Source organism: Azospirillum rugosum (genome assembly GCF_017876155.1).
Taxonomy (GTDB): domain Bacteria; phylum Pseudomonadota; class Alphaproteobacteria; order Azospirillales; family Azospirillaceae; genus Azospirillum; species Azospirillum rugosum.
Genome location: NZ_JAGINP010000011.1, coordinates 178,216 through 190,688 on the forward strand (window position 1 = coordinate 178,216; position 12,473 = coordinate 190,688).

The window sequence follows — 12,473 nt, forward strand, 5'->3', positions numbered from 1 at the left end:
CTACAGGGCCGTTTCGTAGGTCGGGTGGAGCGAAGCGCAACCCGACACCCGCCCCCGACACCCGCCCCCCTCAATCGCGGCCGTACAGGCTCCGCTCGCCCAGTTCCTCGCCGCGCTGGCGCTCCAGCTCCTGGCTGTAGCGGCGCAGGGCGTAGGCCTCGGTGACGTAGCCGGCGATGCGGCGGTCGGTGCGCGCGGTCAGCACCGGCAGCGCCTCCACCTCGCACTCGTGGAAGCGCTGGAGCACCCGGCGCACGTCGTCGCCGGGCAGCACGAAGGCCTCCGGGTGCCGGGCCAGCTCGCCGACCGGCCGGGTCGCGGCCTCCTCGCCGAGGGAGGGATCGTGCACGGCGTCCATGTCGATCACCCCGGCGTAGGCGCCGCTGGGCTCCACCGCGAAGACCTGCTTGGCCGAGCCCACGGGGTAGAGCCGGCGCAGCGCGTCCACCGTCTGGGTCGTCAGCACGGTCTTGGCGTCGCCGCGCATCAGCCGCAGGGCGGTCAGCTCCGCCACCCAGCCGATGTCGTAGGCGCCGCGGATCGGCACGCCGCGCAGGTGGAAGCGCCAGGTCGCGAAGGAATAGCCGAAGGCCTGCCGCACCACGGTGGTGGAGACGACCACACCGATCATGACGCCCGACGCCGCCCAGAAGTCCTGCGTCGCCTCCAGCACCAGCAGCACCATGGTGACCGGCGCGCCGACGATGCCGGCGGCGACCGACCCCATGCCGACCAGCACCAGCAGCATCCGGTCGATGCCGAGCCCCGGGACATAGGCATCGACGGCACCGTACAGCACGCCGCCGAACAGCCCGCCCAGCAGGAGCGACGCGCTGAACAGCCCGCCGCGGAAGCCGGAGCCCAACGACAGGGCCGACGCCACGATCTTGGCGAGCAGCAGGATCGCCATGGCCTGCAGCCCGTCGGTGACGTGCGCCGGGTCGGCGCCGGGGCCGGCGCCCAGCACCCGCGGCACGGCCAGCGCCAGCGCGCCGAGGCAGAGGCCGCCAAGCGCCGGGCGCGCCCAGACCGGAACGGGCAAGGCGCGGAATCCGCGCTCCGCCACCGTGACCGACTGCATGGCGAGGATGCTGAGCCAGCCGGCGAGGAAGCCCAGCACGCCGCAGACCAGGTAATCCAGCCCCTCGACCGCGACGGGCCGGACGAACTGCAACGGCATGTCCCCGTCGGTCAGCCCATTCGCCACCGCTACGGCGGTCACCGCCGCCGCCCCGACCGGGGCCAGCGTCGCGATGGTGTAGCCGCCCAGCACCAGCTCGAACGCGTAGAAGGCGCCGGCGAGCGGGGCGTTGTAGGCCGCGGCGATCGCCGCCGCGGCACCGCAGCCGACAAGCGTGCGCAGGTCGGCGCGGCGCAGGTGCAGCCTCTGCCCGGCGACCGACGCGAGGCCGGACCCCGCCTGGGTGTAGGCCGCCTCCATCCCGACCGAGGCGCCGGAGCCGTTGGACAGCAGGGTGGACAGGGTCAGGCGCAGGCTGTCGACCAGCGACATCTTGCCGCCGTACAGCGCGTTCGCCTCGACCGGGTCGACGATCTCGTTGGGCCGCCAGCGCCGCACCAGCTTGACCAGCAGGCCGAGCAGCAGCCCGCCCGCCACGGGCACCAGCGCGATGCGCCAGGGATCGCCCGCCACCGCCTGGCTGAGGTTGAGCCCGTGCGGCAGATCGAACGCGGTCGCCTGCGCCCAGGCCACCGCCTCGTGCAGCAGGGCCACCGCCAGCCCGATCACGCCGCCGATGCCGGCGGCCAGCAGAAGGACGGCGAGCGTGCTGTTGCGCAGGCTCTGCCGGGTCAGCGACGCGGCGGACCGCTCGCTGGACAACAGGTTGGGCAGGGCGTTGGCGGCGTCGCTCGCCGCCCCACGGATTCCGGTGACGTCGTCGGGCATGACTGCATAACTGTGCGGGAGCGCTCTCGCGTCAACCGCACGGGTGAAGCGCCAGCCGATCTTTAGGGCTTGGCCTTCTCCGATCCAGTCGCCGGAGTGGCTGCCGGGGCACCCGCCTGGGCCGCGGGCGCCGGGGCGGAGGCGATCTTGCGCAGCACCTCCGCCAGGTTGTCGCGGACCTTGTCGGCGAGCGCCTTGTCCGCGTCGGCAGATTCGTGGAACAGCACCGTGAACAGGTGCGCCGACGACAGGAAGAAGGTCAGCGAGACGTGGAGGTTGCCCTCCTTCAGGGTGCAATCCATGGCGCCGGTGCGCAGCGACAGGCCGGGGAACTCCTCCATCAGGTTCAGCGTGGCGGCATGGGTGCCGTCGCACCGCTTCTTCATCGCCTCCACATAGGCCTCGGTCAGGTCGGCCAGCTTGGCGTCGTCGCCGACCACCCGCTCCTTGATGCCGCCCATGATCGGGCCGATGCGCCAGGCGAGGTCGGCCGGGCGCTCCTCCTTCGGGATGTTGTCGAGCGGAACGGACTGCGCGTCGCGCACGCCCGCGGCCCGCAGCAGGTCGGCCAGCCCGGCCGGAAGCGCCGGCCCCTTGGCCTTGCCGTCCTTGCCGGTGCCGGACGCGGTGGTCATCGGCGGCACGTCGCCCGCCTTGTCCACGCAGGTCTTCAGGTCGCCGAGGATCTTCTTGGTGCCCTTCAGCTGGAACACGATGCGGTCGCTGTCGGAGGAGAAGACCAGCTCCTTGCCGCTCATCATCGCGTTGTACAGCTCGTCGTCCTTGCCGTTGGGGACGACCAGCATGTCCGGCTTCGGCGCCACGGCGATGCGATCGCGCGTCAGCTTGCCGTCGACGGAGACCTTCACCTTCCACTGCTGCCCGCCCGGCAACTCGGCGCCGGGGATGCCGATGCCCAGGTTCACCTCACCCCTCGGGTTGCGCGCGACCATCAGCGTGTGACCGGTGTCGAAGCGGCCCTCGATCGCGCAATAGGCGAACTTGCCGTCCTTGTCCTTGGCCGGCCCGCCCTCCCAGCCGTCCTCCAGCACCGACGGGCCGGACTTCGTGGGCGCGGTCCCCGGTGCGGGTGCTTGACCGGCGGGTGCTTGACCGGCGGGCGCCTGTCCCGCCGGGGCCTGCGCCGCCGGGGCCGCGGGAGCGGGAGCGGGCGTCCGGCTGGGCGGCAGCGGGTAGTACATGACCGGCGGGTCGACCGGCACCAGTTCCGCGACCTGCGGCCCGGCGGCGTGGGCGGCGGTCGCCCCCAGCAGCAGAAGGGCGGAAAGCGCGACGGCGGCGGCGGTGTCGGTCATGGTGGAAACTATCCTTGGGGGCCTGCAGGGGGGCGAATCACCGCGGGAAGCTAGCCCCGCACGCCTGGATCGGCAAGCGGAAGACGAGCGCTTCTCCAGAAAGTTCACCCACCCCGGAGCAACCGCCCGCGGCCCCATCTCTTACCCGCCGAGAAAGGCCTCGCGCAGCGCGTCTTCGGGCAGGCGGTCGGCCGGCCCGTCGTGGACGATGCGCCCCAGCCGCATCAGCACGGCGCGTCCGGTGGCGGCCAGCGCGCGGGCGGCGCTCTGCTCGGCGACCAGCACCGTCGTGCCGGCGGCGGCGATGGACCGCACGGCGCCGAAGACCTCGCCCGCCAGCTTCGGCGACAGGCCGAGCGAGGGCTCGTCCAGCAGGAGAAGGCGCGGCCGCCCCATCAGCGCGCGTCCCACCGCCAGCATCTGCTGCTGCCCGCCGGACAGCCGCCACGCCCGCTCCGCCGCCTTGCCGGCGAGATCGGGGAACAGCGCGAACACCCGCTCCAGGTCGTCGGCGCGGGCGGCGCGCCCCAGCGGGCTCGCCACCTCCAGGTTGTCGCGCACGCTCATGCCGGGAAAGACGCGCCGGCCCTCCGGCACATAGCCGAGGCCGCGGCGGACGCGCTTTTCCGGGGTAAGGGTCGTGATCGCCTCCCCGTCCAGCCACAGCCCGCCGCCGCGCAGCGGCACGAGGCCGAGGATCGCCTTCAGCAGCGTGGACTTGCCGGCCCCGTTCGCCCCCAGCAGGGCCACCGCCTCCCCCGCCGCGAGCGACAGCGACAGGCCGTCCACCGCCACGGCCCCGCCATAGCCGGCGGTCAAACCCTCGATGCGCAACAGCGGTTCCGGTACCGGAACGGTCACGGCGCGTCCTCCCCCAGATAGGCGGCGACCACCGCCGCGTCGCTGCGGACGCCCGCGGGCGGGCCGTCGTACAGCGTGCGCCCCTGGTCCAGGCACAGCACATGCCCCGCCAGCGGCAGCAGGAAGCCCATGTCGTGCTCCACCACCAGCAGCGCCGTGCCAGCGGCGGCGATGGCCCGCAGGTGTCCGGCAAGCTCGGCCTTTTCCGCGTCGGTCAATCCCGCCGCCGGCTCGTCGAGCAGCAGCACCGCGGGCTGGCGCGCGAGCGCGCGGGCAAGCTCGACGCGACGGCGCAGCGCCGCCGGCAGGTCGGCGCAGGGCCGCAGCGCGAGGTCCGCCGCGCCCAGCCGCTCCAGCGCCCAGAGCGCGTGCGCCTCCGCCGCCGCGACACCGCGGTCGCGCTCCAGCCGGGCGGCGGCGACCGCCTCCAGCACCGTGGCCCCCTCCGGCAGGCTGACCGCCTGGAAGGTGCGCGCGATCCCGGCCCGGGCGATGCGGTCGGGCCGTTTCCCGGCAAGGTCGCGCCCGGCCACGAGGATGCGCCCGGCATCTGGCCGCTCCAGGCCCGAGATCAGGTTGATGACCGTCGTTTTGCCAGACCCGTTGGGACCGATCAACCCGGTGATTGTGCCCGCCTCCAGCGTCAATGAGACCTCATCCACCGCCCGCACGCCGCCGAAGGACTTTCGCAGCCCCTCGACCAGCAGCACCGGGCCGCCTTCGATTGCCACCGCGGGGGGCGCTTTCGCCACCGGAAGCACCCGCTTGCGCGGCGGGAACAGCCGGTCGAGCAGGCCGGTCAGCCCCTCCGGCGCCAGCACGATGGTCGCCAGCAGGGCCGCGCCGTAGACGATCAGGTAGCTGCGCTCCAGGAAGCGGAACCACTCCGGCAGGTGGACCAGCAGCACGGCGCCCAGGACCGCCCCGGCCACCCGCCCCCGCCCGCCGACCACGGCGATCGCCAGGACGGAGACCATGACCGGGAACTCCAGCACCTCCGGCGAGACCACGCGCTGCGTGTGCACGGACAGCGCGCCGGCCGCCCCGGCATAGACGGCGCTGAGCGCGAAGGCCCCCAGCCGCAGCCGCCCGACGTCGAGCCCCAGCGTGCCCGCCGCCAGCGGGTCGTCCCGCACCAGCGTCAGCGCCCGACCCCAGCGCCCGCGCGCCAGGCTCCAGGCCAGCGCACCGCCCGCGGCCACGAAGCCCCAGACCACCGCCGCCAGCGGCAACCCACGCGGCACCGCCCAGCCGAACAGCAGGACTCCCGGCACGCCCGGCAGCCCGTTGGCGCCCCCGGTCAGGCCGGGGCTGTTGACCGCCAGCAGCAGGACGACCTGCGCGATGCCCAGCGTCGCCAGCGCGAAGTAATGGGACTCCAGCCGCAGCACCGGCAGCCCGACCAGCAGCGCCAGCAGGAACGGCGCCAGGATGGACAGCGGGAAGGTCGCCGCGAAGGTCCAGCCCAGCTGGCTGCCCAGGATGCCCGTGGCGTAGGCCCCAACCCCGAAGAACGCCCCATGGGCGAGCGACAGGGCCCCGCCCAGCCCGAACACGATCTGGAACCCGATGGCGGCCAGCGCGTACACCCCCGCCACCGTCAGCACGCGCAGCCCATAGGGCGACGCGTACAGCAACGCGTACGCCGCCAACACAGCGACCCCAATCCCCTCCCCCGCCCAGCGGGGGAGGGTCAGGGTGGGGGCAAATTTCAATGCTCTACGCACGGCGCCGCGCCGCCTCCCCGAACAGCCCCTGCGGCCGGGCCAGCAGGATGACCAGCAGCGCGGCGTAGAGCAGCCCAAGCGCCACGGGGTATGAGAGCACCGACGACACCCCCACCTCGAACAGCGCGATCAGCAGCGCCCCGACCACCGCCCCGGGGACCGATCCCCAGCCGCCGATGGTCACCGCGATGTAGGCCTTCAGGATCAGGTCTCCGCCCGCCGTCGGCGTGACGAAATACCGGTTGGCGAGCAGCAGCCCGGCCGCCCCGGCGTAGGCGGTGCCCAGCGCGAAGGTGACCAGGATCATCGCCGTGACCGGCACGCCGCAGGCCCGCGCCATCTCCGGATCCTGGGCCGTGGCGCGGAGCCGCCGGCCGAGCTGCGTCCGCGCGAACAGCCATTGCTGCCCGGCGATCAGCAGGCCCGCGACCGCGATGATGGCCAGGGACTGCTCCGCCACCACCAGCCCGCCGAGATCGACCGTTCCGCCGGACAGCAGCGGCGGGGCCGCCCGCGGCTCCGGCCCGAACAGGACGGAGGCACCGTTCTGCAGGATGATCCCCACGGCGATGGTGCTGATGAAGACCGCCACCGGCGGGCTGCGCCGCAGCGGCAGGTAGGCCGCCAGCGCCAGCACAAGGCCGAGCGCCGCCATGGCGACCAGCACCACCGGCAGCAGCGCGATCCCCGGCAACGGAATCAGCGGCGCCAACGCGACCGCCAGCAGCCCGCCGGCCATGACGAGATCGCCCTGCGCGAAATTCACCGCGGAGGTCGCGTTCAGCACCAGCACGAACCCCAGCGCGACCAGCGCGTAGGCGGCGCCCAGCGCCAGCCCGTTGATGAGGAGTTGGAGGGTGGTCACGGGTGGATCCGTTGCGGTTTGGTGGTCGCGTCGGGCCCCCACCCTAACCCTCCCCCACTTCGCGGGGGAGGGAACTTAACCCCTCCCCCCGTCGAAGATGGGGGGAGGTCGGGAGGGGGGCCCAGCGCCACCACCTGGCAACCCAACGCAACCACTCCCACTCCCCTCACTTCACCACGCCCGTGACGTTGTCGTAGCGCTTCGCGATGGCCGGCACGCGGGACGCGCCGTCGTAGCAGACGATCACCGCCGAATGGGCCATGTTGCCCTTGCCGTCCGACCTGTAGGTCATGGCGAGCCCCTGGTGGGTGCCCGTGGACAGGCCCTTGCGCACATCCTCGGCCGAGCGTGCGCCCGCCTTGACCGCGTCCAGCACCATGCGCGTGCCGTCATACTGGCCGAGCGCGAAGGCGTCGGGCTCCGCGTTGAAGGCGGCGCGGTAGGCGGCGGTGAAGGCCTCCACCTCCGCGCTGCCGCCGGAGATGGGGGAGGCCGCGGTCTCCGCGCAGACGCCCTTCAGTTCGGCGGGCTCCAGCAGGGCCGCGGTGCTCGGCTGGTGCATGGCGGACCCGGCGACGATCGGCACCGGCACGCCGCTGGCCGCCGCCTGGCGGATGAACAGCGCGGTGGGGGCGGAATGCAGGTGCAGGACCAGCACGTCCGGCTTGGCGGCCAGCGCCTTGGTCAGGACCGGCAGCAGATCCTTGGCGGTGGGATCCACACCTTCCTCGAACACCAGATCGGCGCCCAGCCGCTTGAAGGCCGCCTCCAGGTGCGCCTTGCCGCTCTGCCCGTAGGCGGTGGTCTGGTAGATCAGGGCCGGGCGCTTCTTGCCCAGTTCCTCCACGACGTAGCGGGCGTGCGCCTCCTTGGTTACGGCGTCGCCGGGGAAGAAGCGGAAGACCCAGGGGTTGCCCTGCTCCGTGATGCTGGCGGTGCCCGACACGGTGACGAGCGGCAGCTTGTATTCCGCCGCCAGCGGAAGCATCGCCAGCATCTGCGTGCCCAGCATGCTGGCGACCACCGCGGTCACCGGGCCGCCGGCCGCGCGCTCCAGCGCCGTCACCGCCGCCTCCGGGGAGGTGCCGGTGTCGATCACCGGCGCGTCGGCGGTGATGCCGGCCGGCGGGCTCTTCAACGCCAGAAGCGCCCCGTTGCGCTGGCTGGTGCCCTCCAGCGATAGGAAGCCGGTCAGCGGGACCAGGACCGGCACCGACACGGATTCCGCCCGCGCCGAGACGGTCCCGCAAATAAGGGGCGCACAGAACAGCAAAGGCAGAAACCGCCTCATGGTCGTCTCCTCCTGGCCGGCGGGGGGGCGCCGCGCGAGGATGGGAGCCTGGGGGGCGTGCCCTCGAACGGTCGGCTCCCTTCGCTGGCATGACCCAGATCAGGTTCGATGGGTGTTGTCTCAGCCCGCCGGATCGCGGGCACCCCAGCCGTACGCACGCACAGTGTCGCCCCGGCGGCCCGCCTGTCAAGAAAGCGCAACAGGTCCAAGAAAGCGCACGGCTTGCGGATTCACGAATTTGAAATCGATCCGCCACGATAGCGTCCGCCATTCCGTGGTCCTGTCCGGCCCTCCCGCAACGCGGCACCAAGCCGTCATCGAAGGTCGCAGAAGGACACCGGCCGATGCACCCGGCATCGCAAGGCTCCGCCCCAGGACGCTCCGCCCCGTTGCATACGGTGGTTACCCTCACGGACGGGCGCTGCCTGCGCGTCGCCCTCCGGGGGCGGGTCGACTACGCCGCCCTGCCGCGGCTGCGTCCGATGGTCCGCGACATTGCGGACACGCCGCACCGGTGCCTGCGCATCGACCTGTCCGGCGTCGACTTCGTCGATTCCTGCGGTATCGGCCTGCTCCTGACCCTGCGCAGCCTGGTTGCGGAGCGGGGCGGCCGGGTCGGCTTCGAAAACCACACCCCCCGGGTCCGCCGCATCCTGGAACGCAGCGGCGTGGCTGCGCTCCTCGCGCCGGTCATGGGCTGTTCCGAACCCGAGCCCCTGCCCCGCGCGGCTTGAGCGTCCATGCAACGGAGGTGGGCTCAGCCCCGATGCGGCACTTGGTCGCTCGCTCTGGTGTAGAAACAATTCATCCGACTTCCTGATGAAAAAGTTCGTAGGCTGTATTACTAATTTCGCGAGACAATGAAGCGCGATCAATCGCCGAAAAGGACGCCTTGATGCACGCCACCGCAGCCGTTTCGCCATCCGCCCCGCCCCGGACGGCGGGCCCGGATCGGCAAGGTCCTGATCAGGAAGGCCTGGATCGCGACCTCTGGCGCATCGACGGGCGGACGGAGGCGACGCTGCGGACGCTGGGGCCCGCGCTCGGCCCCGTCCTCGACACGACCATCGACGCCTTCTACGCCTTCATGGCGAAGCAGCCGGACGTCGCCGCCCTGCTGTCCGATCCGGACCGCGTGGCGGCGATCCAGCGTGCCCACCGGGCGCAATGGGACGCCTTCTTCGCCGCCAACTTCGACGCCGACTACCTGGAGCGCGTGCGCAAGCTGGGCCACGCCCACCAGAAGGCCGGCGTGGCGCCGAAATTCTACATGGCCGGCTATTCCATGCTGCTGGAGCGCATGGCCGCCCACGTGATCCGCAGCCATCGCTTCGGCCGGGACCAGGCGGCGGCCGAAGTGGGGGCGCTGATCCGCGCGGTGCTGATGGAGGCGGAACTGGCGCTGTCCGTCTACCACCACGCCGCGACCAGCTCCGACATGTCCGCCGAGATGGAGGAGTTCGCGGAGGGCTTCGAGCGGGAGCTGAGCGAGGCCGTCGACCTCGTCCGCCACAACGCCGCCAGCATGGAGGGGGCCGCCGACGAGGTGCTGGGGGCCGCCAACAAGGTGGCGACGGAGGGGGAACGCGTCACCGACGCCTCCGAGCAGACGAACATGAACGCGCGCCTGATCGCGCTCGCCGCGCGCGGCCTTTCGGAGTCCTTCAGCGAGATCACCGCGAAGGTGGAGCACGCCACCGAAAGCTCCCGCAGCGCCGCCGGCCGCTCGCAGGAGGCGCAGGCCTCGGCCCAGACGCTGGTCGCCGCGTCGGAGCGGATCGGCAGCGTCGTCACGCTGATCGAGCGGATCGCCAAGGAAACCCGCCTGCTGGCGCTGAACGCCTCCATCGAGGCGGCCCGCGCCGGCAACGCCGGAAAGGGGTTCGCCGTCGTCGCCAACGAGGTGAAGACTCTGGCCGACCAGACCAACAGCGCCACCGGCGACATCCGCATGCAGATCGAGGCCATGCAGGCCTCCATCGCCCGCACGGTCACCGCCATCGAGGCGGTCGCCGGGCGCGTCACCGCCGTGACGGAGGACATCGCCTCCATCACCGAATCGGTCGGCGAGCAGGCCATCGTCACCCGCGACATCGCGGACAACGCCGACGAGATGGCCGCCAGCATGCAGAACGTGCATGAAAGCATCGAGCGCGTGGCGCAGGCGGCCGAGCGGTCGACCCGGAAGGCCAGCGAGCTGTGGGAGAACGCGACCGGGCTGGTGCGGCAGATCTTCGGCATCAAGCGGCGCGTCACCGCCAGCCTGCGCGGCACGCGCTTTGGCAACCGCCGCCGGGAGGACCGCGTCGCCGTGGACGTCGCCGCCCGCGTGGAGGTGGACGGCCTGACCTTCGACAGCCGGCTCGACAACATCTCCATGGGCGGCTGCCAGGTGCGCGAGGTGCAGCTGGCCAGCGCCGACGGCTACGCCATCCGCCTGGACATCGACGGGCTGGGACGCGCCACGGGCACCATCGTGGCCACCGAGCGCGACATCGCGCACGTCCGCTTCGACCCGCTGACGGCGGACTTCGCCACCCGGCTGGCGGCGGCGCTCGCGCGCTGGAACGCCGCGGACCAGGAGCTGGTGGCCCTGGCCCAGGACACCGCCCGGACGATCGGCGGGCTGTTCGACGAGGCCATCGACCGCGGCCGGATCGGCGTCGACGCGCTCTTCTCCGCCGAATACACGCCGGTCCCCGGCAGCGACCCGCCCCAAGTCACCGCGCCCTTCACCGAGCTGTGCGACCAGCTGCTGGCCGACCTCCAGGACCGGGCGATGGCACGGCATCGCCGGATCGCCTTCTGCGCGGCGGTGGACCGCAACGGCTACCTGCCGACCCACAACAGCAAGTATTCGGAACCGCAGCGGCCGGACGATCCGGACTGGAACAACGCGCACTGCCGCAACCGCCGCATGTTCGACGACGCCACCGGCCTTGCCGCCGCCCGCAACCGGCAGCCGGTGCTGATCCAGACCTACCGCCGCGACATGGGCGGAGGGCTGGTGGTCTCCATGAAGGATGTCGCGGCGCCGATCTATGTGAAGGGGAAGCATTGGGGCGCCTTCCGCATCGGCTGCGAAGACCGGGTGCAGGGATGATTCGACTCCCCGTTGAATTCACCCTATAGTATGCACCGTTTTCCCAGGGATGTTCCCATGCCGGACGGCCGCACCGAACACGACCGCATCACCGACCTCGCCATCCAGGTCGAGCACTACGCCCACGCGACCAACACGGAGTTGCGCGCGCTGCGCCAGGGGCAGGAGCGGCTGGAAGGCCGCATGGACCGCCTTGAGGAAGGGCAGAAGCAGCTGCGCACCGATGTCAACCAGCTGAAATCCGACGTCAAGGAGCTGAAGGCGGACGTTAGCCAGCTGAAGATTGATGTCCAGGAGCTGAAGATCGACGTCAAGGAACTGAAGACCGACGTCGCCCAGCTGAAGACCGACGTGAAGGAATTGAAAACCGACGTCGCCCAGCTGAAAATCGACGTCAGCGATCTGCGCCAAGGGCAGAAGCAGATGCAGGAAACGATGAACGAGAACTTCCGGCAGCTGTTCGTCATCCTGAACACCCGCCAGGGCTGACGCCGCTCAGCCGCCGCGGCGCATGGTTTCCCGGTGCAGGATGTAGAGGCCGCTGGCGATGATGATGCCCGCCCCCGCCAGGACGGCGGGAGTCGGCAGGTCGCCGAACACCAGGAAGCCGAACAGGGTCGCCCAGATCATCCCGGTGTATTCGAACGGCGCCACGACGGCGGCGCGCCCCAGCCGGAAGGCCTGGGTGATCAGCACCTGCGCCACCCCGCCCAGCACCCCGACCAGCAGCATCAGGCCGACGTGGTCCCAGTCCGGCGCCACCCAGACCGGCACCGCCGCGATCCCGCTGACCGCCGTGGTGGTCAAAAGCAAGTAGACGACGATCGCCGTGTTGGTCTCCGTCCGGGACAGGCCGCGCACCGCGATCATCGCCAGCGCGTAGAAGAAGGCTGCCGCCACGCCCACCAGGATGGGCAGCATGGGCGCGTCCGCCTCCGGCCGGGCCATCACGACCACGCCGCCGAATCCCACCAGCACCGCGGCCCAGCGGCGCCAGCCCACGGGCTCCCCCAGCAGCGGCATGGACAGGGCGGTGATGAACAAGGGCCCCGCGAAGCTGAGGACATAGACCTCGGCCAGCGGCAAATGCTTGAAGGCGAAGAAGAAGCAGCCCATCGACAGCAATCCGGCGAAGGACCGCCCGACATGGGCGAGCGGGCGCCGGGTGCGCAAGCTGCCCCAGCCGTTGCGGGCCACCGACACGCCGCCGACCAGGGCAAGCGCCACGGCCGACCGCACGAACATCAGCTGCGCGACGGGAAAATCGACGGAGAGGTGCTTGATCAGCGTGTCCATGCCAGCGAACAGCAGGATGGACAGCAGAAAGCACCCGATCGCGGTGCGGGTGTCGTCTTCGGCCACGGGGGCGATGGGAAGGGCGTCGGCTCGGCTCATGCCTGC

10 protein-coding genes and 1 riboswitch are annotated in these 12,473 nt (G+C 71.7%); of the genes, 3 read left to right on the forward strand and 7 right to left on the reverse strand.

Features of this window, described 5'->3' with window-relative positions; genetic code table 11:
- Positions 1–70 precede the first annotated feature (70 nt).
- The 6 genes from J2851_RS16610 to J2851_RS16635 form a co-directional block, all read right to left on the reverse strand.
- Entirely contained in the window at positions 71–1,909 is a 1,839-nt protein-coding gene (locus J2851_RS16610) for a chloride channel protein (RefSeq protein WP_209767495.1), read from the reverse strand.
- 62 nt (positions 1,910–1,971) lie between these two features.
- Complete coding sequence (locus J2851_RS16615) at positions 1,972–3,225, reverse strand: hypothetical protein (RefSeq protein WP_209767496.1); 1,254 nt, start codon at positions 3,223–3,225, stop codon at positions 1,972–1,974.
- A 141-nt stretch (positions 3,226–3,366) separates the two neighbouring features.
- Positions 3,367–4,086 (reverse strand): ABC transporter ATP-binding protein, encoded by a 720-nt coding sequence (locus tag J2851_RS16620; RefSeq protein WP_307420454.1) that lies wholly within the window; start codon positions 4,084–4,086, stop codon positions 3,367–3,369.
- Entirely contained in the window at positions 4,083–5,741 is a 1,659-nt protein-coding gene (locus tag J2851_RS16625; protein ID WP_307420456.1) for a branched-chain amino acid ABC transporter ATP-binding protein/permease, read from the reverse strand. The genes J2851_RS16620 and J2851_RS16625 overlap by 4 nt, the downstream gene beginning before the upstream one ends.
- A gap of 64 nt (positions 5,742–5,805) precedes the next feature.
- Complete coding sequence (locus tag J2851_RS16630; RefSeq protein WP_209767497.1) at positions 5,806–6,678, reverse strand: branched-chain amino acid ABC transporter permease; 873 nt, start codon at positions 6,676–6,678, stop codon at positions 5,806–5,808.
- Positions 6,679–6,844: 166 nt separating this feature from the next.
- Entirely contained in the window at positions 6,845–7,969 is a 1,125-nt protein-coding gene (locus J2851_RS16635; RefSeq protein ID WP_209767498.1) for an ABC transporter substrate-binding protein, read from the reverse strand.
- 59 nt (positions 7,970–8,028) lie between these two features.
- Positions 8,029–8,126: riboswitch (TPP riboswitch) on the reverse strand.
- Between the two features lie 241 nt (positions 8,127–8,367).
- On the opposite strand from J2851_RS16635, the gene J2851_RS16640 reads away from it, so the two are divergent.
- From J2851_RS16640 to J2851_RS16650, 3 genes are all read left to right on the forward strand, one after another.
- A complete protein-coding gene (locus J2851_RS16640) occupies positions 8,368–8,703 on the forward strand; it encodes an STAS domain-containing protein (RefSeq protein WP_209767499.1) in 336 nt (111 codons plus the stop codon).
- Positions 8,704–8,864: 161 nt separating this feature from the next.
- Positions 8,865–11,072, forward strand: a complete 2,208-nt coding sequence (locus tag J2851_RS16645; RefSeq protein ID WP_209767500.1) for a methyl-accepting chemotaxis protein — start codon at positions 8,865–8,867, stop codon at positions 11,070–11,072.
- A gap of 57 nt (positions 11,073–11,129) precedes the next feature.
- Complete coding sequence (locus J2851_RS16650; RefSeq protein WP_209767501.1) at positions 11,130–11,561, forward strand: hypothetical protein; 432 nt, start codon at positions 11,130–11,132, stop codon at positions 11,559–11,561.
- Between the two features lie 6 nt (positions 11,562–11,567).
- Here the strand turns inward: J2851_RS16650 and J2851_RS16655 are convergent, their stop codons facing one another.
- The gene (locus J2851_RS16655) at positions 11,568–12,467 is read right to left on the reverse strand and encodes a DMT family transporter (protein ID WP_209767502.1); all 900 of its coding nucleotides are present in this window, start codon (positions 12,465–12,467) and stop codon (positions 11,568–11,570) included.
- Positions 12,468–12,473 lie beyond the last annotated feature (6 nt).

Coding starts and splice junctions, on each gene's coding strand:
- J2851_RS16645 (WP_209767500.1), top strand. CDS start 8,865: ATGCACGCCACCGCAGCCGTTTCGCCATCCGCCCCGCCCCGGACGGCG.
- J2851_RS16655 (WP_209767502.1), bottom strand. CDS start 12,467: ATGAGCCGAGCCGACGCCCTTCCCATCGCCCCCGTGGCCGAAGACGAC.
- J2851_RS16635 (WP_209767498.1), bottom strand. CDS start 7,969: ATGAGGCGGTTTCTGCCTTTGCTGTTCTGTGCGCCCCTTATTTGCGGG.
- J2851_RS16615 (WP_209767496.1), bottom strand. CDS start 3,225: ATGACCGACACCGCCGCCGCCGTCGCGCTTTCCGCCCTTCTGCTGCTG.
- J2851_RS16610 (WP_209767495.1), bottom strand. CDS start 1,909: ATGCCCGACGACGTCACCGGAATCCGTGGGGCGGCGAGCGACGCCGCC.
- J2851_RS16650 (WP_209767501.1), top strand. CDS start 11,130: ATGCCGGACGGCCGCACCGAACACGACCGCATCACCGACCTCGCCATC.